General features: G+C 59.5%; 17 protein-coding genes, 1 tRNA gene and 1 riboswitch. Of the genes, 9 read left to right on the top strand and 9 right to left on the bottom strand.

Annotated elements, in window-relative coordinates; translation table 11 throughout:
• The first annotated feature begins 161 nt into the window (after window positions 1–161).
• Genes FY152_06550 through FY152_06540 form a run of 3 tightly spaced genes read left to right on the top strand, consistent with a single transcriptional unit; the run spans window position 162 to window position 2,516 of the window.
• A complete protein-coding gene (locus tag FY152_06550) occupies window positions 162–1,421 on the top strand; it encodes a pilus assembly protein (protein UXS31762.1) in 1,260 nt (419 codons plus the stop codon).
• Window positions 1,402–1,941 (top strand): pilus assembly protein TadE, encoded by a 540-nt coding sequence (locus FY152_06545; GenBank protein UXS31761.1) that lies wholly within the window; start codon window positions 1,402–1,404, stop codon window positions 1,939–1,941. The genes FY152_06550 and FY152_06545 overlap by 20 nt, the downstream gene beginning before the upstream one ends.
• Complete coding sequence (locus FY152_06540) at window positions 1,938–2,516, top strand: pilus assembly protein (GenBank protein ID UXS31760.1); 579 nt, start codon at window positions 1,938–1,940, stop codon at window positions 2,514–2,516. Before FY152_06545 ends, FY152_06540 begins: the two co-directional genes overlap by 4 nt.
• Window positions 2,517–2,558: 42 nt before the next feature.
• On the opposite strand, the gene FY152_06535 is transcribed toward FY152_06540, so the two are convergent.
• The 3 genes from FY152_06535 to FY152_06525 form a co-directional block, all read right to left on the bottom strand.
• Complete coding sequence (locus tag FY152_06535) at window positions 2,559–4,016, bottom strand: methylenetetrahydrofolate--tRNA-(uracil(54)-C(5))-methyltransferase (FADH(2)-oxidizing) TrmFO (protein UXS31759.1); 1,458 nt, start codon at window positions 4,014–4,016, stop codon at window positions 2,559–2,561.
• Between the two features lie 468 nt (window positions 4,017–4,484).
• The gene (locus FY152_06530; GenBank protein ID UXS31758.1) at window positions 4,485–4,628 is read right to left on the bottom strand and encodes a DUF1127 domain-containing protein; all 144 of its coding nucleotides are present in this window, start codon (window positions 4,626–4,628) and stop codon (window positions 4,485–4,487) included.
• A 475-nt stretch (window positions 4,629–5,103) separates the two neighbouring features.
• Entirely contained in the window at window positions 5,104–5,250 is a 147-nt protein-coding gene (locus FY152_06525) for a DUF1127 domain-containing protein (GenBank protein UXS31757.1), read from the bottom strand.
• Window positions 5,251–5,887: 637 nt separating this feature from the next.
• Between FY152_06525 and FY152_06520 the strand changes: the two genes are divergently transcribed.
• Both FY152_06520 and FY152_06515 read left to right on the top strand, forming a co-directional pair.
• Window positions 5,888–5,970, top strand: a tRNA-Leu gene (locus tag FY152_06520).
• A 238-nt stretch (window positions 5,971–6,208) separates the two neighbouring features.
• Window positions 6,209–7,687, top strand: coding sequence for a trigger factor (locus FY152_06515; protein UXS31756.1), 1,479 nt, complete (start codon window positions 6,209–6,211; stop codon window positions 7,685–7,687).
• A gap of 136 nt (window positions 7,688–7,823) precedes the next feature.
• Here the strand turns inward: FY152_06515 and FY152_06510 are convergent, their stop codons facing one another.
• A complete protein-coding gene (locus FY152_06510) occupies window positions 7,824–8,999 on the bottom strand; it encodes a carbon-nitrogen hydrolase family protein (GenBank protein UXS31755.1) in 1,176 nt (391 codons plus the stop codon).
• 252 nt (window positions 9,000–9,251) lie between these two features.
• Between FY152_06510 and FY152_06505 the strand changes: the two genes are divergently transcribed.
• The gene (locus FY152_06505; GenBank protein ID UXS31754.1) at window positions 9,252–9,902 is read left to right on the top strand and encodes a hypothetical protein; all 651 of its coding nucleotides are present in this window, start codon (window positions 9,252–9,254) and stop codon (window positions 9,900–9,902) included.
• Window positions 9,903–10,266: 364 nt separating this feature from the next.
• Here FY152_06505 and sthA read toward each other — a convergent pair whose 3' ends face one another.
• The 3 genes from sthA to FY152_06490 form a co-directional block, all read right to left on the bottom strand.
• Window positions 10,267–11,670: a Si-specific NAD(P)(+) transhydrogenase gene (gene sthA / locus FY152_06500; GenBank protein UXS31753.1), complete on the bottom strand. Its 1,404-nt coding sequence runs from the start codon at window positions 11,668–11,670 to the stop codon at window positions 10,267–10,269.
• A 761-nt stretch (window positions 11,671–12,431) separates the two neighbouring features.
• Window positions 12,432–12,965 carry a DUF1003 domain-containing protein gene (locus FY152_06495; protein ID UXS31752.1) on the bottom strand — a complete coding sequence of 178 codons (534 nt, stop codon included), beginning with the start codon at window positions 12,963–12,965 and terminating at the stop codon, window positions 12,432–12,434.
• A gap of 117 nt (window positions 12,966–13,082) precedes the next feature.
• Window positions 13,083–15,023, bottom strand: a complete 1,941-nt coding sequence (locus FY152_06490; protein ID UXS31751.1) for an LTA synthase family protein — start codon at window positions 15,021–15,023, stop codon at window positions 13,083–13,085.
• A gap of 222 nt (window positions 15,024–15,245) precedes the next feature.
• Here FY152_06490 and FY152_06485 point away from each other — a divergent pair, with 222 nt between their 5' ends.
• Window positions 15,246–16,925: an NAD+ synthase gene (locus FY152_06485; GenBank protein UXS31750.1), complete on the top strand. Its 1,680-nt coding sequence runs from the start codon at window positions 15,246–15,248 to the stop codon at window positions 16,923–16,925.
• A 254-nt stretch (window positions 16,926–17,179) separates the two neighbouring features.
• Here the strand turns inward: FY152_06485 and FY152_06480 are convergent, their stop codons facing one another.
• On the bottom strand, window positions 17,180–17,557 hold the full coding sequence (locus FY152_06480) for a VOC family protein (GenBank protein ID UXS31749.1): 378 nt from the start codon (window positions 17,555–17,557) through the stop codon (window positions 17,180–17,182).
• A gap of 192 nt (window positions 17,558–17,749) precedes the next feature.
• Between FY152_06480 and FY152_06475 the strand changes: the two genes are divergently transcribed.
• Both FY152_06475 and bluB read left to right on the top strand, forming a co-directional pair.
• Complete coding sequence (locus FY152_06475) at window positions 17,750–18,580, top strand: TolB family protein (protein UXS31748.1); 831 nt, start codon at window positions 17,750–17,752, stop codon at window positions 18,578–18,580.
• Window positions 18,581–18,767: 187 nt separating this feature from the next.
• Window positions 18,768–18,951, top strand: a riboswitch (cobalamin riboswitch).
• 96 nt (window positions 18,952–19,047) lie between these two features.
• A complete protein-coding gene (gene bluB, locus FY152_06470; protein ID UXS31747.1) occupies window positions 19,048–19,761 on the top strand; it encodes a 5,6-dimethylbenzimidazole synthase in 714 nt (237 codons plus the stop codon).
• Between the two features lie 81 nt (window positions 19,762–19,842).
• Here the strand turns inward: bluB and FY152_06465 are convergent, their stop codons facing one another.
• Window positions 19,843–20,802 carry a hypothetical protein gene (locus FY152_06465; protein UXS31746.1) on the bottom strand — a complete coding sequence of 320 codons (960 nt, stop codon included), beginning with the start codon at window positions 20,800–20,802 and terminating at the stop codon, window positions 19,843–19,845.
• Between the last annotated feature and the right edge of the window lie 24 nt (window positions 20,803–20,826).

The raw sequence follows: 20,826 nt of genomic DNA, 5'->3' as shown, positions 1-20,826 counted from the left end.
GGCCATTCATATCGCACCGCCATGAGAGCGGCCCGCATCAGCGGCTTTGTTGAGTTTGTTTTGCGACAGCCCGGGCGCTTCGTTCGGCTGCGGCCTTTGTCTGTCCGGCTGGGGAAGGAGCTGGGACGATCCTTGGTGGTTCATGAAAAGCGATAGGTATAATGTTTTATATTGAAAGAATACTGCACGCCCTGACGAGTGATTTTCACTCGCTTCTCAAGGACCGGCGGGCGAATTTTGCGATTCTCACGGCATTGCTGATGCCGATCTTCCTCTTCACTTTCGGGCTGCTTTTCGAGGGTGGCCGGGCTCTGGCCTATTACAGCCAGTCAAAACGGGTGATCGCGCAGGCCTGTGAGCGTTCGACGAAACCGACCCGGACGAATGTGCCGCTCGATGAGGTGCGCCGTAAAAATGTGCTCGACACGTTCGATGCGCTCATTCGCTCCACCAAACAGAAGGTGTTGAGCCGCGAAGTGAAGATCGACTGGTTGACCACCGATATCGAAGCGAAATTCACCTACGATACGGTGTTGGGGGACATGTTCGATGTCGAAAAATTGGATTACGCGCTGACCTACCGTTGTGGCGGCATTCCCCCCTATCCCTATGATGGAGAGGTAATCGTCAACAATACTTTCGACCGGCTGAACGGCAAGGACCGGGTCCTTAAATACGGCAAAAGCCCCAAGACCCCTAACGGTTGCTGGGGGGTCTACAGCTATCAGGAACTCGGATGGGACGGCGGCACAGGTCCGGGCATCGAGCTTCAGGACTGGAGCAATGCCGAGTGTCGTGCAAAACATGGCTGGCAGGGTTATGAGGAACCGAAGAAGGGCAACGATGCCGGCCTCGCCTGCGCCAGTGTCTCGCCGCAGGATAGCGCGCAGGCAGAGCCGAAAGATCCGAAAAAGAACGACAAGTTGAAAGAGGGCGATAAGGGTGCGTTGCAATCGACGGAAGCCAAGCTGCCGTGTCCGGTTAAATCAGACGAACCGCAAAGTCCTTCGCTGCAGACTGCCCAGAACGCCCGGATACCTCCGACCAAATATGTCGTGGAGCTGGACAGTCACTGGGATGGGCAGAACAGGAAGGATGCCAACAGCTCCATTTTCAAATATGTGGAACTGCATCCGGGAAAATATGAGGTTTCCGTCTGGTATAATGGTCGAAATGATGCCTTTGGCGGTACCAACGACATCGACGTCTTCCTGCAGCCGCTGCGTCCGCAACTGGGCCCGGAAAAGAAAATCATCGAAATGGGACAGACGGGTAAGGTCTTCTGGGAACGCCGTAGTTACGCGATCACGGTCGATACATACTCCGTCTACAAGCTGACGATTGCTGCGGGCGGGAAAAGCGACAGCCTCGGTGGCATCATTACGGCTTTCGAGGTGACCTATGTCGACTCGCCGAAGTAAAGTGTTCTGTGATCGTTATCGTGGTCTGTTCAGGTCCTATGCGGCTGACATTCGCGCGGCGACCGCCGTCGAGTTCGGCCTGCTCCTGCCAGTCTTTTTTTTGCTGATCTTCGGTATTTTCGAAGTCGGCCTGGCACTGCTGCTCAGTCTCAATCTGTCGACGGCGGCCAATGCCGGGGGAGAATTGCTGCGCAAGGCGGCGGCAAGTCAGAGCGTGGTTACCGAAAGTGAGTTCAGGCGGGTCATCGCCTCGAATTTCCTGCTCGGCACGACGGAAGAGACTATGAAGATAACGCTCGTTCCGATCCCGGATGCGGATTTCACCGCCGTGCCGTTGACCTTTCCGGTCGAGAACAAGTTTGAGGCGCCTGACAGGAAAGCCGGGCAATATCTACTGGCGCTCGGTTACAATTGGCAATTCATCCTGCCTACCACGCGTCTGCTGATCCCAAGCGGCGGCAAGCGGCCGCAATTGCAGAATGTTTCTCTGGCAATCACCGCCGTTCGGGTGACGGAATGATGGTCTTTCGGCTGAAATCGGTCCTTGCCGCCATGATGCGGTCCCGTTGCGGCGTGGCTGCGGTGGAATTCTCCCTGTTGTTGCCGATGTTGATCATTTTTCTCGCGGTGATGATTGAGATCGGTCGTGGCTGGCTGAGTTACGACCGTTTTGTGACTGTCGTCGATAATACCGCCCGCTGGTCCGCCCGTTTCCCGGAATTTGAGGAGCGGGTGAGGACGGGGGTGAAGACCTTCGTCATCGATGCCGGCCAGCCGCTCGACCCGGACAAGCTCGATCTGACCTTGCGGAGTGCCAAACTGGTAGGTGGTGTGGCCGTGACCGAATTCGCGCCCTACAATTTTTTCGGCTCGGCCGAAAACGTGACCTGGGACAAGATGCTGAAGGCGGGGAACTTCAAGGAGGAAGAGTCCGTCATCGTGATTTCGGGGCGTTACAAATATAGCCCCTTGTTCTCGTTCCTCAGCGCGACCACCTTCCATTTCGAATATGTGGCGACGGTCAATCCATATTTTTCCCGGCACTACAAATATCAGAAGGGCAAGTCGGACTGGGCCTTCTGGAACGTTCGCTGACAGCACCGACCACGAAATGCTTCGTTGCCGATATCTTGCCGTTCAATGATCCTGAACAGTTCCCGCAGCCGGGGCGGTGTTTCCCGTCCCGAGCCACGCCGCACAATCCTTCAACGCCCGCGCCGCAATCAGCTGGCGTTTCATGATCGTCTTGTCCTTGCCGCGAAAACGCTTCACGCCTTCCGGCTTGACGATGGAACCCGGCTCCAGCTCCGGGAAGAGGCCGAAATTGATGTTCATCGGCTGGAAGGAGCGCTTGCCCGGCTCATCATTTGAGGAGAGGTGGCCGCCGGTGATGTGGTTGAGGAGCGAGCCGAGTGCGGTGGTGGCCGGCGGCAGGCTTGGGGCTTCGCCCTTGCGTTCGGCGGCGGCGAAACGGCCGGCGAGGAGGCCGACGGAGGCGCTTTCCACATAACCCTCGCAGCCGGTGATCTGGCCGGCAAAGCGCAGGTCCGGCCGGGATTTCAGCTTCAGCGAGCGGTCGAGCAGGATCGGGGAATCGATATAGGTATTGCGGTGCAGGCCGCCGAGGCGTGCGAATTCCGCATTTTCCAGACCCGGTATCATGCGGAAGACATCCGCCTGCACGCCGTATTTCAGCTTGGTCTGGAAACCGACCATGTTGTAGAGCGTGCCGAGCGCATTGTCCTGGCGTAGCTGCACGACGGCATAGGCCTTGACGGTGGGGTTATGGGCATTGGTCAAGCCCATGGGCTTCATCGGGCCATGGCGCAGCGTCTCGCGGCCACGCTCGGCCATGATCTCGATCGGCAGGCAGCCGTCAAAATAGGGCGTGCCTTCCCATTCCTTGAAACCGACCGTATCGCCGGCGATCAGCGCGTCGATGAAGGCGTTATATTGTTCCTCGTTCAGCGGGCAGTTGATGTAATCCTTGCCCGTGCCGCCGGGGCCGACCTTGTCGTAACGCGACTGGTACCAGCAGATATCCATATTGATGCTGTCGCGGTGGACGATGGGGGCGATGGCGTCGAAAAAGGCCAGCGCGTCCTCGCCGGTCTCCGCCTGAACCGCCGCTGCCAGATCCGGCGAGGTGAGCGGGCCGGTGGCGATGATGGTGCTGCCCCATTCCTTCGGCGGCAGGCCGTTCACTTCCTCGCGGATGATCGTCACCAGGGGGTGACTTTCAAGCTCTTTCGTCACAGCCTCGGAGAACCCGTCACGATCGACGGCAAGCGCGCCGCCGGCCGGCACCTGATGTCTGTCGGCGCAGGCCATGATCAGCGAACCGGCAAGCCGCATTTCGGCATGGATGACGCCGACCGCATTGGCGGTCGCATCGTCCGAGCGGAAGGAGTTGGAACAGACCAGTTCCGCCAGCGTATCGCCCTTATGCGCATCCGTGCCGCGCACGCCGCGCATTTCATGCAGGATGACGGGCACGCCGCTCTGCGCGATCTGCCATGCGGCTTCCGAGCCGGCCAGCCCGCCGCCCACGACGTGAATGGGAGAAGTGGTCTTGTCTTGCATGCTGGCGTCCATCTGGCGTCCATGGGCCGCATGCGGGGCAGAGGCTCCCGTCCGGCGGCTGTCTCTTGAGTGATTGTTTCGCGCGGATCCCAGAGGACGCGGCATTGTTGCGGGATGCACTAGCATGCATGGCCGGGGCAGCCAAATGTTTTTGGGATGAGGCGGGTGAGGAAGAGGTGCGGGCATTGTGAAACGAGCGCGTGCCGCCTGCTTCTTCTCCCCGCCGGGGAGAAGTCCGCGGCAGCGGGATGAGGGGGCGAGGGTAGAGATATTCGGAGAGCTAGCCCCCTCATCCGACCCTTCGGGCCACCTTCTCCCCGACAGGGAGAAGAAATATGCCGCGATGCCGGGTGTCTTTCCAAAGGCTGGTTCCTCCAGCCAGACCCCGGAATCAAAAACGGCGCCAGAGGCGCCGCTTTTTTTACCTGTCGCTCAATCGTCGCGCCCTGGAGGTCGGGCAGCGGGACGATCGTTTACGCCTTAGCGGAACGAACGGGCTGCTACGTTACGGATGTCGTAACGGGTCAGACCGATGTCGCTCAGAGCCTGGTTGGAGAGGCTGCCAAGTTCGTTGATCGTGCGGCGGTAGGAGATCCAGTTCTTTGCGATGCGGATAGGGTTCATGGTCGTTTCCTCAATCTTTCTTTGTGAATTCGTCTGCCGGCTCAGCGGTTTGTCTGTGCTCTCGGCTGTTGAGGTTTATATATAGACATTGAGCCATGTTGTGCAGTGCAGAATTTAGGCTACTGCCATGCATTTGTGCACTATGTCGGCTAAATTTGCGGCTTTGCTTATCGTCTGAGCAAAATATGAGCGGAAATGCCCGTCTTTCGGGCGGTTTTTGAAGATTGGGCGGCCTCTGAGGGCATTTGGGCGGCCATTTTCAATTTTTGGGGCGCCGGCAATGCCTTCGGGCGCTTCGCATTGCTCCAGGCGATCGGCTGAGCGATGCATTTTTCACCGCTGTGCTCGCGGCATGTGAAGGCGGAGAGGGGCGCTGCTCAAGGATCGCCCAAAACAAAAAAAAGGCCAGAGGCGGAAGCCTCAGGCCTTTTGGAAGGGTAGTCTCGCATCCGCCGCATTCAAGCGGCGAGGCGGATTAGATGCCGACGGCGGTACGGGCGACGCGGCGGATGTCCTGACGGCCAATGCCGAGGTCGCTCAGTTCGCGGTCGGTCATGCGGCCGAGTTCGGTTACGGTCTGACGATACTTGCGCCAGTTGGTGAGCGAGCGAGTAATGTTCATTTTCATCTTCCTCTTCGTGCTGTTCAGTCTCTACGGCCAGTCTTGGGAGGCTTTGGTCCGGGGCTGAACTCGATCTCTGTATGACCACGAATATAATCGGTTTAATCAAAAGAAAAACAGACAAAGCAAGATGCCACCTATGCGCGGAATGCAATGCAAGCCGGTAAAACGGGCCGATTGCGGCGATGCATGCATAATTTGTGACCAATTTGTGTGCTTTTGGTGGTGGCAGGATGGGCGGCATTGCGAATCCGCGAGGGTTGACCGGGCAGGGGGAGGGCGCAGCAGTCGTGAATTGCAGATTAGAAAAAGGGCGCGCGCAATGTGCGGCGCGGGGCGTGCTATATATAATGTCAACGTAGCCGCATAAATATCTCCGCTTTCCGCGCCGGCCTCCATGCGGATTTGCCGGGCGGGAAAGGCGCGGGCCGGGCTGTGCGGCTTTTCTTTCTCCGCAAGGAATAGTCTCTGTTCCGCTGTCGTGTCTTCTCTCCTGGCGCGGGCTGCAAATAGTCAAAGAGGGCGGCGGCCTCTTCCCGCCGGCGCAGGCGACAAGAAAAGTCCGGAGGAAACGAGGGGCGGGGGGAACGGCGTGCTTGACCCTTTCTGAACATTGTGACATACCGCCGCCCAACGTGCGGGTATGGCGGAATTGGTAGACGCATTGGTTTTAGGTACCAACGCTTCGGCGTGGGAGTTCGAGTCTCTCTACCCGCACCACAAGCAAGGCATGGCTGTGCCACGCTTGCGCCAGAGTGCATCTTTATAAGATGCGGGAGCTTCGGGGTTCATTTTACCCCTTGGTCTTTCTCTCGGGCGCGGGCGCAATGGTGTCCGGCAGGCGCTTGTGTCAAGAAATAAGGGAAGCCACGGCCGGGGAACGACGTTTCCGGCGCAGTGCTCGAAAGTAAACCAACGGCTGTCTGAGCACCGCCGCCATGATGTGAAGGTTAGGAAAATGCAGGTTATCGAAACGCTCGCTGAAGGGCTGAAGCGCGAACTCAAGGTCGTTATTCCGGCCGCCGACATGAAGGCCCGTCTGGACGAGCGCCTGGTTGACGCCAAGGACAAGGTTCGCATCAACGGTTTCCGTCCCGGCAAGGTGCCGGTTGGCCACCTGAAGAAGATGTACGGCAAGTCCATCATGGCCGACCTCGTCAACGAGCTGGTTCGTGAAAAGCCGACCGAAATCCTTTCCAGCCGCGGCGAGAAGTCTGCTACCCAGCCGGCCATCTCCATGACCGAAGACGAGCAGGAAGCCGAAAAGATCCTGTCGGCCGAATCCGATTTCGAATTCACCGTTGCCTACGAAATCATTCCGGCCATCGAACTGAAGGCCAATGACGGCATCAAGGTTACCCGCGAAGTTGTTGAAGTCTCCGAAGACGAAATCAACGAGCAGATCCTGAAGATCGCTGAAAGCGCCCGCACCTTTGAAGCCAAGAAGGGCAAGGCCGCCGATGGCGACCGCGTCACCATGAACTATCTCGGCAAGGTTGACGGCGTTGCCTTCGACGGCGGCGCTGCTGAAGATGCCGAACTGGTTCTCGGTTCGGGCCGCTTCATCCCCGGCTTCGAAGACCAGCTGGTCGGCGTCAAGGCTGGCGATGAAAAGACCATCACCGTGACCTTCCCGGCCGATTACCCGGCTGCAAACCTTGCTGGCAAGGAAGCCAACTTCGACATCACCGTCAAGGAAGTTGCCGCTGCTGCTGCCGTTGAAATCAACGACGAACTGGCTGAAAAGCTCGGTCTCGAATCGGCTGAAAAGCTGAAGGAAATCGTCAAGGGCCAGATCGAAAGCCAGTACGGCAACGTCACCCGCCAGAAGGTCAAGCGTCAGATCCTCGACCAGCTCGACGAAATGTACAAGTTCGACACGCCGGCTGGCCTCGTCGACGCCGAGTTCGACAACATCTGGCGCCAGATCAACACCGATCTCGCACAGTCGGGCAAGACCTTCGCTGACGAAGACACGACCGAAGAAGAAGCCCGCGAAGAATATCGCAAGCTGGCTGAACGCCGCGTCCGTCTCGGCCTCGTTCTCTCCGAAATCGGCGAAAAGGCCGGCGTTGAAGTGACCGAAGAAGAAATGCAGCGCGCGCTGTTCCAGCAGCTGCAGCAGTTCCCGGGCCAGCAGAAGGAAATCCTCGATTTCTTCCGCAACACCCCCGGCGCTTCCGCTTCGCTGCGCGCTCCGATCTTCGAAGAAAAGGTCATCGACAAGCTGCTCTCCGAAATCTCGGTAACGGACAAGACCGTTTCCAAGGAAGAGCTGCTGGCTGACGACGCCGAAGAAGCAACGGAAACCAAGAAGAAGGCTCCGGCCAAGAAAAAGGCTGCTGCCAAGGCTGACGACGCCGCTGAAGGCGAAGAAGCCGCTCCGAAGAAGAAGGCTCCGGCCAAGAAGAAGGCCGCGGAAGGCGACGCTGAATAATCTTCTTCAGTGCAAGCTGATTGAACAAGGGGCCGTGGCGCAAGCTGCGGCCTTTTTGTTTGGGCGTGGACGCGACGTTCCGCCCTGAGCCAATTGGCCAGTGGCACAAACCAGCGCCACTGGCCGGTATTGAGTGTTAGAACTGGTTCCGGCTGTCGCTTCTCGGGTCGTTATTCACCTGATGAGGCGCGTAAAGGTCGGCGCGCGCTTTTCGCCGCCATGGTCGCGCGGGACTTTCCCGATCGATGATGACATCCGCTAGCGCAATGGCCGGTAAACCATTCATCGGGCATTGCGCCACCCATTGACCATCCGGTGCGGCGATTCCCGAGGGAGCGCTGGGACTCTGTGAGGCAAGGGTGGAATAGCTGACCCAATAGGTGTTGCTCACCGCATGCCCCAATATCTCTGCGGCAAATGCCGCAGCATTGGAAGGAGCGTCGCCCGCGGTCGAAAACAGCATGCAATCGACATTCAGCTTCTCATATTCCATGAATATTTCCGGATAGTGCGCTTCCATGCCAAGCGCGCAACCGAAACGGAAGCCATCGACTTCAAACGTCACCGGGACGCTTCCCGGCGAATACATGAACGAGATTTTGGTGTTCGACAACAATCGTTCGTCGTAGCGCGTTACAAGCTTTCCACGATCGGAGACGACATACAGGCTGTTATATGGCCGGTGCGGTGGCGTGAGTTGATGGACGGCACCCAAAACCGTCCATAGTTTCAGCTTGCGCGCCAGTTTTCTGATCGCCTCCAGTTCTTCGCGCAGAGTTTCCCATTCAAAGCGTGTCCAGTCGGATGGTCCGATTTGCCCCGGACCAGTCTCTGACATGATCCGTTTATGTGGCCAGCACGTTGCCCCTTCAGGGAAATGTATGAGACGAGCGCCAGCCTTATGGGCATCGTCCATAAGACGGCGGATTTCCTGTCCGCAGGTTTTTAGGGCGGAGATGTCACGAGGATCGTTGAACAGGGATGTCTGCGCGACCGCCACGCGTATTGAGTTGCTCAAAGGAGCATCCGGTATTCTGCGAATATGCTGGAGAGCAGCTGTATAAGATTCGCCGGTTTTGGCTGCGCGCGCTCTTACACGCCGTTTTAGATTGCTATTTTGCGTCATTGTCAGGCCTTTCACGTCCCGGACGCAGTTCCCCAGCAACCCGCCCGAAACGATCGGACCAAGACAAGTGCCTGAGACAATAGTCCCTTTGCCTCCATTGAAGACCCTGCTGGGGAAGGTCGTGGAGGTTAGGCGCAGGCCACGCGGCAACAAATATCCGTTGGGAAAAGCCGATTCGTCAAGCATTCGGTGCACCTCTCATGGGAAGCTTCCCGATCACAATGCGGTGCAGCATGATTTTTTGCTGCATCTGCTCTTGTTCATCTCCTGTTCATCTGGCACCCTGCGCAGCATGATTTGCCCCGGCCGTTGCATGCGGTCGTTCGGGCATTGTGTGCCGCTCTCGTGCGGCCTTATCGCTGCCAAACCATTGGCCTTAAGCTTTTACCGTGCCTGCCGGGTTCTCCCGGTGCGCCCTTAATTTGCCAGGGGACAAGTATGTCACTCCGTACGGGTTCCGCCCTTTTCATCGCCCTTTATGCCCTTGCGGGAGCTGCCGCCCATGCGGATGAGGCAGGGTTGATCTGGAAGCCGGTCAAGAATTCCGACCGCTCCTATACGGCGCGCATCGGTGCTAAACTGCCGGTCGATACGCCGATCCGCGCCGGGCTTGAAATGGGCATGAATGCCTCGAAGACGGGGCAGGTGGTGGATACGCCGGTGCGGGTATGGGGCAATGTCACGCTGCTGGCCGAACAGTTGCCCGGCGTTTCGCTGGCCCGTGATGTCGGCGTCATCTTCAACGCGCTGACGGGATCGAGCAGCCTTTCCATGACGTCGCAGCAGAAGCGCATCGTCACGCCGGAACTGGATATCGAGGCAAACCGCAATTTCACCGTGCGTTATGACGGCACGGCGCAGCAATGGAACGGGCTGGATGTATCGCAGTCGCTGCGTCTGTCCCGCTCGGAGACCGGCACGGCTTTCGTGCTGACGGGGGCGAGCCGCAACAGCTTCAACGAGTTCAGCAGCGGCGTGGCGGTGGAGCAGAAGATCGGCGACAATCTGACGGTGCGGGGAACGCTGGATCAGGGCTATGCGGATCATTTCCGGCCGGGGGTTAGTGCGCGGTATAGTATTCGGTGGTGAGTGCGGTTCCGCCCGCAGTGGGGTGTCTGAAAACTCGGCGTCATCCTCGGGCTTGACCCGAGGATCCGTGGTGCACCGGATTGTGGATCCTCGGGTCAAGCCCGAGGATGACGACGGAGAGGTTTTAGCATGCCGTTGGCGGCCTATGTTTCTAAGGTTAAGTCTCGGGGCGAAAAACTCCCTTTGTCATGCCGGTCCCCGGAACTAGCCCGAGGATGATCCGGCATCCAGCCACGGCGCGTCTTTTCAGCCCAAGGACTTGGGCTGGCTGGACCCCGGATCAAGTCCGGGGTGACGAGGAGAGGAGGCTACGACCTTACCACAAGCGCCCGTATGGCGTTGTGCCGTCCCGCTGAATACTCTCTCAATCCTTCTTGATCTCGCCCATGCGGTTCCACGCATCCAGCCCGGCAATCTTGTAGGCTTCCGCGAGCGTGGGGTAATTGAACGTATTCTCCACGAAATATTCCACAGTGCCCTTCAGGTTCAGCACCGCCTGGCCGATATGCACCAGTTCGGTCGCACCTTCGCCGACGATGTGGACGCCAAGCAGGCGGCGGGTTTTGAGCGAGAAGATCATCTTCAACAGCCCGCTGTCGAGGCCCATGATGTGGCCACGCGAGGTTTCGCGGAAATGGGCGATGCCGCATTCATAGGGAATGCCGCGTTCGATGACTTCTTCTTCCGTCAGGCCGCAGGTGGAGATTTCCGGGACGGCATAGATGCCGTAGGGGAAGAATTGCGGCGGCTCGCCGGCCGGTGCGCCGACGGCGTGGCGGGCGGCGATGCGGCCCTGTTCCATTGACGTGGAGGCAAGGCTCGGGAAACCGATGATATCGCCGGCGGCATAGATGTTCGGCACCGAGGTCTGGAAGGTTTCGGGATCGACCTTCAGGCGGCCACGGCTGTCGGCCTCCAGCCCGCAGGCGGAAAGATTGAGCGTATCGGTGGCGCCGACACGGCCGGCGGCAAACAGCACCGTCTCGGCTTTCAGGACACGGCCATTGCTGAGCGATACCAGGCATTTGCCGCTCTCATCACGCTCCACCTTTTCCGCCTTCTGGCCGAATATCAGCTTCATGTTGCGGTCGCGCAGCTGGTAGGTGAAGTCCTCGACGATTTCCTTGTCGATGAATTCCAGCATGGTCTCGCGCGGCTCCACCACCGTCACCTGCGTGTCGAGCGCGCTGAAGATGGTGGCATATTCGATGCCGATGACACCGGCGCCAACGACGACCATGGAGCGCGGCAACTCCTTGATCTCGAGAATTTCATCCGAATCGAGCACGGCCTGGCCGTCGAAGGGAATATGCGGCGGCCGGTAGGGGCGGGTGCCGATGGTCAGCAGGATGGAGGTGCCGGTGACATTCATGATTTCACCGTCGTTCTTCACCACCTTCATGGTGTTGGCATCAACGAAACTTGCCGTGCCGCGAATATGCTGCACGCGGTTGCGGGCGAACTGGTGTTCCAGTACCTCGACCTCGTGGTCCAGCGTGATGAGCAGGCGGCGGCGCAGATCGTCCGCGTCGATCTCCTGCTTGACGCGGTAGGAGCGGCCGTAAAAGCCGCGCTCGCGCCAGCCGGTGAGGTTGAGCGCGGTCTCGCGCAGGGTCTTGGAAGGAATGGTGCCGGTGTGCACGGAAACGCCGCCGACGCGGCTGCCTTTCTCGATGACCAGAACCTTCTTTTCGAGCTTGGCGGCCTGGATGGCGGCCCGTCTTCCGGCCGGACCGCTGCCGACAACAATCAGATCGAACTGGTGCATGAAAAACCCCGGTGCAGAATGTATTTCGTTGACCGGACAGTGCTGTCCGGTGTGGCGTCGCCGCGAAATGGTCGTGATGCCATTTTGACGAGGGGAAGTGATTCCCCGTAAGCCTTGCCCGCAAGAGTGCAATGCAACAAACGCCTGCGTCAATCTGTAGCGCAAGAATCTGACGGATTCGTAACTGGGTGTGAACTTTCAGGAGGTTGTGCGATTCAAAGCGGTCGTAGGGCGCGTGTGGCTTTACCCCCCTCTGCCCTGCCGGGCATCTCCCCCTCAAGGGGGGAGATCGATCTGCGGCAAGGCCTCGCCCATCTATAGGCTTGTGAATGAAGCGACAAAAGGGCCTCTTGCCGATCTCCCCCTTTGAGGGGGAGATGCCCGGCAGGGCAGAGGGGGGGTAAAGCCCCGTGCTCCTCCTTCACTTCCTGAACACGCCCTAAAAACCCCAACAGCTTCATCCCGCACGGCGCTGCCGGACGGGGATAGCGGGAGGGCGTCGGGCGATTGCCCGGCTGCGCTTTAGTTGAGGTTGGTGTGGGTCGGATGCGTTGCGCAGCCGGGTCTTTCACTATGCCGTATCTCGCAAAGGGCTGTGCACCGCCTCCCTGCGAAATGGTTCTGTCGTCACGAACGCGCCACCGTCCCTATCAGAACCGTCCCTCGGTTTGCGCCACGTCTGGCATCCACCCGGCAGGACTGCGTTCAAGATAACAGGGCGCGGCAGGGCGGGGAAAAGCGGGGATGAATTTAGCTCGGCGTCAGTCGCCTTTGCGGGTGACGTGGTGGTGGAGGCTGGCGAGGTCCTGCCGCAGCGCCGCAAGTTCGGCCAGCACCTTCACATCGATCTTTTCATGCAGGGAGAGAACCTCAAGCTCGGCCTTCAGGTTCACCTCATAGTCCTTGGCGGCCTCGAAGCGGTCGCGGGCGGCCTGCCGGTTCTGCGACATCATGATGATCGGCGCCTGAATGGCGGCCAGCATGGAGAGCAGCAGGTTGAGGAAGATGAAGGGGTAGGGGTCGAAGGCCCCCGTTGTCAGCACGATGGTGTTGACGATGGCCCAGATCACCAGAAAAAAGCAGAAGCTGAGGATAAAACCCCAGGAGCCGCCGACCTTGGCGATATTGTCGGCCAGCCTGTCGGCAAGGCCCGCGCCGGCGGAAAATTCCGCATTGGTGTCACTCGAAACCAGTTTTTTCTGTTGCGCCAGTTCCAGAATGCGCCGCTCCACCTCGCCGATTTCACGGGAGGAGCGCTTGAAATGTGAGGTGACATAGTCGGAGATATCTGACACGGCGTGTCTCCGGTTGCTGAGGGTTCGGTGCGGGCCGTTCCGAGATAAACCCGCATGGCGATGGAATTCAAACGATTTCCACAGCCATGCGGTTCAGATGTCCCAGGCCGAAAACCATCAGACGGAGGGCGTGCCCTCGTTGACCCAGTTGAAGCCGGGGAAGAAGCGCTCGCGGCCATATTGCTCGCCGAACATCATGTCGAATTGCAGCAGGCGGTAATCTCGCACCACGTCGGGAATGGAATTGGGGGCAATCGACCAGTCGGGCAGGGCCTTGCCGTCTTTGCCGACCAGCATATGCCGGTCGATGACGGAGAACGCCTGCTGAACCTCGCCGAGCGTCCCGGTGTAGAAGGGATCGGAAAAGCCGGCGGTTTTCAGCACATGATAGGGCAACAGCGCCGGGCTGATGGTGCCGATATTCTTGCGCACGCCCTTTTTCGAGGACCACACGACGAGCGGTGTCTCGTGTTCCTTTTTCATGATCTCCAGCGGCGCGCGGCGGCTGGCCACCATGCCGGGCATGTAGCCGCTTTCCACAAAGGTCTGGCCGAGGGGCGGCAGGTGATCGCCGAAGAGGACGATGATGGTTTCACGGTCGCGCTTCTTGGCCCAGCGCATCAGTTTCAGAAGGGCCTCGTCGGCCTCCACCACCCCTTGCGAATAGGTCGAGAGCGCCTGCGATGCCGAAGGGGAGAGATCGCCTTCCACGCCGATGGTATCGGCGGCATAACGGCCCGCCTCGTAGGGACCGTGTCCCTGCAGGGTGACGGCGAAGAGGAAGAGCGGGTTGCGGGCCTGCTCGGCCGTCGCCATGATCTCCTCCATCAGCGCGTCGTCGGAGGCGAAGTTGCCGCGTTTTTCCATGGCCGGCAGCGTCTCTTCGGAACGGAATTCCTCGAAGCCGAAATTCTGATAGACCTGCTTGCGGTTCCAGAACCATTCCTGAAACGGATGCATGGCGATGGCCGAATAACCCTCGCCACGAAAGAAGCTGGCAAGCGAGGGCACCGGGCGGCGGATATATTGCTGATAGGGAATGCTGCCATAGGGCAGGAAGGCGTTGGAAAAGCCGGTCAGCGCCTCGAATTCCACATTCGCCGTCATGCCACCGAACTCGGGGGAAAAGACATTGCCGGACTGTTTGGCGCGAATGGTCGGCATCGGATCGGCCGAGAGCTTCACGTTTTCAAGCCGGGTCGGATCCCAGAGCGATTCGCTCATCAGCATGATGACATCGGGGTAATCGCCCTTGTTGGCGGCAAAGGCGGCGGGCTGCGCCGTCAGGTCGGCAATGCTGTTTTCACCGTAACCCTGCGGGGCGGACACATTCGCCATCGGAATGTTGAAGGCAAAAGCCATCAGGAAGCCGTTGTGGCGGTAGTTTTCCTGCTGGTCCCACATCATGGGAATGATGTTGAGGCGATCGCGTACCCAGGAATAATGCGAATAATCCATCAGCGAGGCGAGACTGGCCAAAAGCGGCAGCGCCAATGCCAGACCTGCGGCGCGTTCACGCCAGTTCAGGCCCGGAGAATAACGCCGCGCCAGCAGCCAGAGGGCGGCCAGCGCCGCAACCGTGGCGCAGAGGCCAAGCCCGACCAGCACCGCCGTCAGCGGCTGGGCCTTCAGCATGGTGGGCAGAAGCTCGAGGATCTGCCGGCCAAACAGCAGGTCGGAAGGATAAAGCGGATCGGAGAGATAGGTCTGTTTCTGTGCGGAAATCAGTCCCGTCAGCACGCAAAGCGGCGTAACCGCAATGAGCGACAGATAACGACGGCCAAGAATGGCATCCAGCGCCACCAGCAAAAGCAGAACGGCGGCAATGGTGGTCATGCCCGGGCGGGTGGACGAGGTGAGGAACGCACCGACATCATGGAGCGAACCGCGGGCGATCCACTCCAGCGCCACGACCAGCACGATGGATGCGACAGTCAGGTTGGCAAGCGTATAGGCCGTGCCCGAAAGCTTCGAAAGGCTCCTTGTCCATGCAGGCGAAAAGACGAACAAAGCCTTTTCGGAAGCCGTTGTTTTTGGCGCCGAATCTCTCAAACTCATACTCCGGTATTGCAGGCGGCACGGCCGATCCGGGGAGGTGAATCGGGTGTCGCAAAAGTGTCATGTAACTGTCACATAAGCGCGATGAACGCGACATGAACTTTGCGCAACCTGGCGGCTGCGGCGATAACCTTAGCGTGAACGGGCGCCTGCCATGCGTAACGGGCGTCGCCATGCAATTGCCGCGTTGCGGAGCGGGCACGGGCGCGGTATTGAAAAGCCATGAGCGACAGACACGATATCCAGAACCATCTCCGGATTGCCGTCGGGCAGTTCAATCCCACCGTTGGCGACGTGGCGGGCAATCTCGCCAAGGCGCGCGAGGCAAGGGCCGATGCGGCGACACAGGGCGCCGATCTTCTGCTTTTGACCGAGCTTTTCATATCCGGCTACCCACCGGAAGATCTGGTGCTGAAACCGGCTTTCCTGAAGGCATGCCTGAAGGCCGTGGAAGAGCTGGCGGCGGAAACCGCCGATGGCGGGCCGGGCATCGTCATCGGTTTTCCGCGCCAGGGCGAGACGGGCCGGCACAATTCCGTGGCGCTTCTGGATGGCGGCAAGATCATCGCGCTGCGCGACAAGATCGACCTGCCGAATTACGGTGAATTCGACGAAAAACGCGTTTTCGCCGAAGGGTCGATTTCCGGTCCCTATAATTTCCGTGGGGTCAGGATCGGCATTCCGATCTGCGAGGAAATCTGGAACGAGATGGGCGTGTGCGAAACGCTGGCCGAAAGCGGGGCGGAAATCCTGCTGGTGCCGAATGGTTCGCCCTATTATCGCGGCAAGCTCGACGTGCGCCACCAGGTGGCGCTGCGGCAGGTTATCGAAAGCGGCCTGCCGCTCGTCTTCGCCAACCAGCTGGGCGGGCAGGATGAGCTGGTGTTCGACGGCGCGAGCTTCGGCTTTAATGCCGACAAGACACTTGCCTTCCAGATGAGCCAGTTCGAGGCGACGCTTGCCGTCACCGACTGGAAACGTACGGAAGAGGGGTGGCGCTGCGAAAGCGGACCTTTCTCGAAAATTCCCGAAGGCGAGGAGGCGGATTACCGCGCCTGCATGCTGGGCTTTCGCGACTACGTGAACAAGAACGGCTTCAAGAGCGTGGTTCTCGGCCTTTCCGGCGGTATCGATTCGGCGATCTGCGCCGCCCTTGCCGTCGATGCGCTGGGCGAGGAGCGGGTGCGTTGCATCATGCTGCCTTACCGCTATACTTCGGAGGAATCGCTGAAGGACGCGGCCGATTGCGCGAAAGCGCTGGGCTGCCGTTACGACATCGTGCCGATCGTCGAGCCGGTGGAAGGTTTCCTCTCGGCACTGTCAGATCTTTTCGAAGGCACGGAAGAGGGCATTACCGAGGAAAACCTGCAGAGCCGCGCGCGCGGCACCATCTTGATGGCTGTCTCGAACAAGTTCGGCTCGATGGTGGTGACGACGGGCAACAAGTCGGAAATGTCGGTGGGTTATGCCACGCTTTACGGCGACATGAATGGCGGTTTCAATCCCATCAAGGACCTCTACAAGATGCAGGTCTATGCCATTTCCAGCTGGCGCAACGGTAATGTGCCGCCGGGCGCGCTCGGCCCTTCCGGCGAGGTGATCCCGGCCAATATCATTTCCAAGGCACCTTCGGCGGAATTGCGCCCCAACCAGACCGACCAGGATTCGCTGCCGCCCTATCCGGTGCTGGACGATATTCTTGAGTGCCTTGTCGAGAAGGAAATGTCGGTCGAGGAGATTCTCGCGCGCGGTCATGATGTGGCCACCGTGCACCGGGTGGAGCATCTGCTTTATCTCGCCGAATACAAGCGCCGGCAATCGGCGCCGGGTGTGAAGATCACCAAGAAGAACTTCGGGCGTGACCGGCGTTATCCGATTACCAACCGGTTCCGGGATCGGTGATTGAAGGAAGGCGCGGGTAGCGGATGGTTCTGCCCGGCGTTGCCGCGTGTTTCTTCTCCCCGCCGGGGAGAAGGTGGCCCGAAGGGTCGGATGAGGGGGCAACGTTGCCGTAACTCACTGCCCTTGCCCCCTCATCCCGCTGCCGCGGACTTCTCCCCGGCGGGGAGAAGAAACAAGGGGCATGCGCTCGTTCCACAACAAGCCTTCGTGTTTAAGCAAGCGGCGCGGAGAAAACCCCGCGCCGTTCGCTCATCTCAAATAACCTGCCCCACATCGATGCGGTTGCCATCCGGGTCTTCAAACACAAAGGCGCGCAGGCCGTAATCCTTGTCCTGCAGGCCCTTGATGATGCGCAAGCCCTGGCTTTTGCAGATTGCGTGAAGCGCGTCCACATCGCTCACCATCATATGCGCCACATTGAAGGGCGCTGCCTTGTGGCTGGGCTGCAATGTCAGATGCAGCTCGGCATTACCCTGTTTGAGGATCATGAAACCGACAGGGTTGCCGTTTTCGAAGGTTTTTTCGAAGCCTAGAACACCGACATAAAAATCATGGGCCTTTTCGATGTTTTTGACAGGAAGCATTGCGGCGATCCGCCCGAAGCGGATGCCGTGATCGGCGATGGTATTCATCGCGGAACCTCGGATCTGGGAGAAACGGCAAGGGTCACGGACGGTGCCGGAGCGCTGGCGTTTTTTCCGGTTTGAATTTGCAGGACGGTGCCTGCCGCCCTAGGATCATAATCATGGCGATGGCGGATGCAAACGGAATGTCTGCATTGCCGGGCGCTTTGAGCGAGAACACGGACACGCCCGGGAGGCAGAATGCGCAGCTCCATCGAAATCTTCAACATCCGCACCCGGCAGATGCGGGTGGTGTGGCAGACGCCTGATCTTTTTGAAGCGCCGAACTGGTCGCCGGATGGAAAATATCTGCTGCTGAACAGCGAAGGGCTGCTTTACCGCCTGTCCCTTGCCGGTGATGCGTCGCCGGAGAGGATCGATACCGGCTTTGCCACGCTCTGCAACAATGATCACGGCATTTCGCCGGATGGATCGCTCTACGCCATTTCCGACAAGGTGGAATTTGGCAAGAGTGCCATCTATCTCATGCCCTCGGCGGGCGGCGCGCCACGGCTGATGACGAAGAACCTTCCTTCCTACTGGCACGGATGGGCTCCGGACGGGAAAAGTTTTGCCTATTGCGGCATTCGCGATCAGGTCTTCGATATCTATTCGATGGATATAGCAAGCGGCGTCGAGACGCGGCTGACCCATGGCGAAGGCCGCAATGACGGGCCGGATTATTCGCCTGATGGCGGGTGGGTCTATTTCAATTCCAGCCGCACCGGGCTGATGCAGATCTGGCGCGTGCAGGTGGATGGTTCAGCCGTCGAGCGGATCACCGACAGTTCCTATGGCGACTGGTTTCCGCATCCGTCTCCGAAAGGTGACAAGGTGGTGTTCGTCTCCTATGACGGCGATGTCTTCGACCATCCGCGCGACCTCGACGTGCGGGTGCGGCTGATGGATATGGATGGCGGCAATGCCGAGACGCTGTTTGAGCTTTTTGGCGGGCAGGGCACGATGAACTCACCCAACTGGTCACCGGATGGGGATGAGTTCGCCTATGTCAGGTATTTCCCTGTCGCGTGATCTATTCTTCTTCCGTCATGCCGGACTTGATCCGGCATCCAGCCGATGCGCGTCTGCGCGTCGAAAGGCCTCTTTTCAGCCCAAAGACTTGGGCTGTCTGGATGTTGCTCAAGACCGCTATGACGGTGTGCCGTGGTCACATTGCCGCACAGTCCTGCAAGACACTTGCCTTCGCAAGCCTTCTTGCCCATAGCTTTCTGCGTCAGGTGCCCGCCGGTTGCGGTGGGAGAATCGGGAATCCGGTGAAAGACCGGAACGTGCCCAGCGCTGTGAGGCTGATGCCCTTTTCACAAGCCACTGAAGCAGTTCGGGAAGGCGAAAAGGGCGGATGAAGCCGAGTCAGAAGACCGGCCTGACGGGATAGACCGAACCGCGTGGACGGCGGCAGGTTGTTGAAGAGGCGTGTCGTGCAGGCGAAAACCGGTAAGGTTTCAGCACAGCCGCGCCCGCATTGTTGGGGATAAACGATGCCGATTGATCCGTCCGCCACCGGTCCATTGAAAGCCGATCCGTTCGATCACGCGCTTTCACCCGCCCGGCCTTTTTCCAGCGAGGAACGCGAGGCGATCTACCGCGCCATTGAAAGCCGCCGTGACGTACGTGACCAGTTCCTGCCCGATCCTTTGCCGGAAGAGGTGGTGCAGCGCCTGCTGCGGGCTGCGCATTCCGCTCCCTCCGTCGGCTTCATGCAGCCGTGGAATTTCACGCTCGTTACCGATGGCGCCGTGAGGCAGGCTGCCTTTGTGGCCTTCAGCCGCGCCAATGAGGAGGCGGCGGCGATGTTTACGGGCGAGCAGCAGACGCTCTACCGTAGTCTCAAGCTTGAAGGCATCCGCAAGGCGCCGCTGAGCATCTGCGTCACCTGCGATCCGACGCGTGGCGGCAAGGTGGTGCTAGGCCGCACCCATAATCCGCGCACGGATGTCTATTCCACCGTCTGCGCCATCCAGAATCTCTGGCTTGCGGCACGCGCCGAAGGCATCGGTGTCGGCTGGGTCAGCATTTTCCATGATAGCGACATTCGCACCATTCTGGGCATTCCCGACCATATCGAAATCGTGGCCTGGCTGTGCCTCGGCCGCGTCGATGCGCTTTACACCGAGCCGGAACTGGCGGTGAAGGGCTGGCGGCAGCGTGTGCCGCTGGAAGAGCTGGTGTTCCGCAACCGGTGGGGTGGGTGAGCGGCTTCGCTTTGGGGGGCACCCTTCCCGAATGAGCGCTCGGAAAGGATGGTTTTCCATCTGTCAGACGTTTTTCATGCGTCAGACGATGGTGCAGTTGAAAAGATTGAGGATGGGTTGGATGGGGCTGGCGAGGCTGATCGTGCCCTGGGCGCTTGCGCCCCAAAACAGCCCGACGACGTTGTTGCCCGCCGTGTCGATCACGGCGCTGCCGCTATCGCCCGGCTGGCTGAAAACCTCGCCGGCGCGGCGGGGTGATATGCCGATCTGGTTGCGCATGTTCGGCTGCTGCACATCGTAAAAGCCGGAAACGACGCCATTGGTGATGTTCGTCGTCACCCCCGATTTCGTGACATTCATGTTGAGTGCCGCAACGGCTGCTCCCACCGGTGAGGGAAGGTTGTAGATCGCGCCGATGGTGGCGAGCCGGCCGTTTGTGGGGCTGGCAACGGCCGCATCGACGCCATAGCTGGTTCCCTGATAGACGATGTTGCCCCTCTGCAGGGCGACGATATTGGCGGCGAGATCACCGAGCCAGGTGCGTGCCGGCTGCGAGACGTCATCGCCGATCTGTCCATTGTCCCGGCAGATGACATGCGCATTGCTCACGATCAGCGGCGCTCCATTGGCGGCCCTGACGACCAGCCCGATGGTGCCGACGGTATCGGTCCACGACCAGTAATCCGGGCTACCGCTGATGCCGCCGACCATCGGCTCCACGATCTTCTCGCGCGGATTGTCGGAGAGGCGTCTTGGATGATCCTTCAATTCCGTTCCCGGAACAGGCGGCGTTCTCAAGGCCTCATGCGGGCGTATGAAAGAGCCCTCCCGCACCTGCACCGGCGCGCCGCCGAGTGTCGTCATCAGGCTTGCCTGCAGCGATGCTTCCGGCGCATGCTGGTAGAGGATCAGGCCCAGCTCCTGGGTCAGTTCGCCGGTGTCGTCTTCAAGCAGTCCGACGCCGATTGCCGTGACGCCGGGTATGCCTGTCAATTGGTGGTAGTGCCGCTCCTTGAGCGCGGTGAGTTCCTCGAAAGTCATTCGCTTGCCTCATGGGTAAAAGGG

The sequence above is a fragment of the Agrobacterium tumefaciens genome, from assembly GCA_025560025.1.
In the GTDB taxonomy this organism is placed as follows: Bacteria; Pseudomonadota; Alphaproteobacteria; order Rhizobiales; family Rhizobiaceae; genus Agrobacterium.
The sequence above is the reverse complement of the archived record's forward strand: the minus strand, read 5'-3'. Positions and strand labels throughout refer to the sequence as shown.

Bases quoted from the DNA above. Each gene is read 5' to 3' on its own strand.
- FY152_06515 (UXS31756.1), top strand. From the start codon at position 6,209: ATGCAGGTTATCGAAACGCTCGCTGAAGGGCTGAAGCGCGAACTCAAG.
- FY152_06530 (UXS31758.1), bottom strand. From the start codon at position 4,628: ATGAACCCTATCCGCATCGCAAAGAACTGGATCTCCTACCGCCGCACG.
- FY152_06535 (UXS31759.1), bottom strand. From the start codon at position 4,016: ATGGACGCCAGCATGCAAGACAAGACCACTTCTCCCATTCACGTCGTG.
- FY152_06485 (UXS31750.1), top strand. From the start codon at position 15,246: ATGAGCGACAGACACGATATCCAGAACCATCTCCGGATTGCCGTCGGG.
- FY152_06465 (UXS31746.1), bottom strand. From the start codon at position 20,802: ATGACTTTCGAGGAACTCACCGCGCTCAAGGAGCGGCACTACCACCAA.
- FY152_06550 (UXS31762.1), top strand. From the start codon at position 162: ATGTTTTATATTGAAAGAATACTGCACGCCCTGACGAGTGATTTTCAC.
- bluB (UXS31747.1), top strand. From the start codon at position 19,048: ATGCCGATTGATCCGTCCGCCACCGGTCCATTGAAAGCCGATCCGTTC.
- FY152_06545 (UXS31761.1), top strand. From the start codon at position 1,402: ATGTCGACTCGCCGAAGTAAAGTGTTCTGTGATCGTTATCGTGGTCTG.
- sthA (UXS31753.1), bottom strand. From the start codon at position 11,670: ATGCACCAGTTCGATCTGATTGTTGTCGGCAGCGGTCCGGCCGGAAGA.
- FY152_06525 (UXS31757.1), bottom strand. From the start codon at position 5,250: ATGAACATTACTCGCTCGCTCACCAACTGGCGCAAGTATCGTCAGACC.
- FY152_06505 (UXS31754.1), top strand. From the start codon at position 9,252: ATGTCACTCCGTACGGGTTCCGCCCTTTTCATCGCCCTTTATGCCCTT.
- FY152_06540 (UXS31760.1), top strand. From the start codon at position 1,938: ATGATGGTCTTTCGGCTGAAATCGGTCCTTGCCGCCATGATGCGGTCC.
- FY152_06475 (UXS31748.1), top strand. From the start codon at position 17,750: ATGCGCAGCTCCATCGAAATCTTCAACATCCGCACCCGGCAGATGCGG.
- FY152_06490 (UXS31751.1), bottom strand. From the start codon at position 15,023: ATGAGTTTGAGAGATTCGGCGCCAAAAACAACGGCTTCCGAAAAGGCT.
- FY152_06510 (UXS31755.1), bottom strand. From the start codon at position 8,999: ATGCTTGACGAATCGGCTTTTCCCAACGGATATTTGTTGCCGCGTGGC.
- FY152_06480 (UXS31749.1), bottom strand. From the start codon at position 17,557: ATGAATACCATCGCCGATCACGGCATCCGCTTCGGGCGGATCGCCGCA.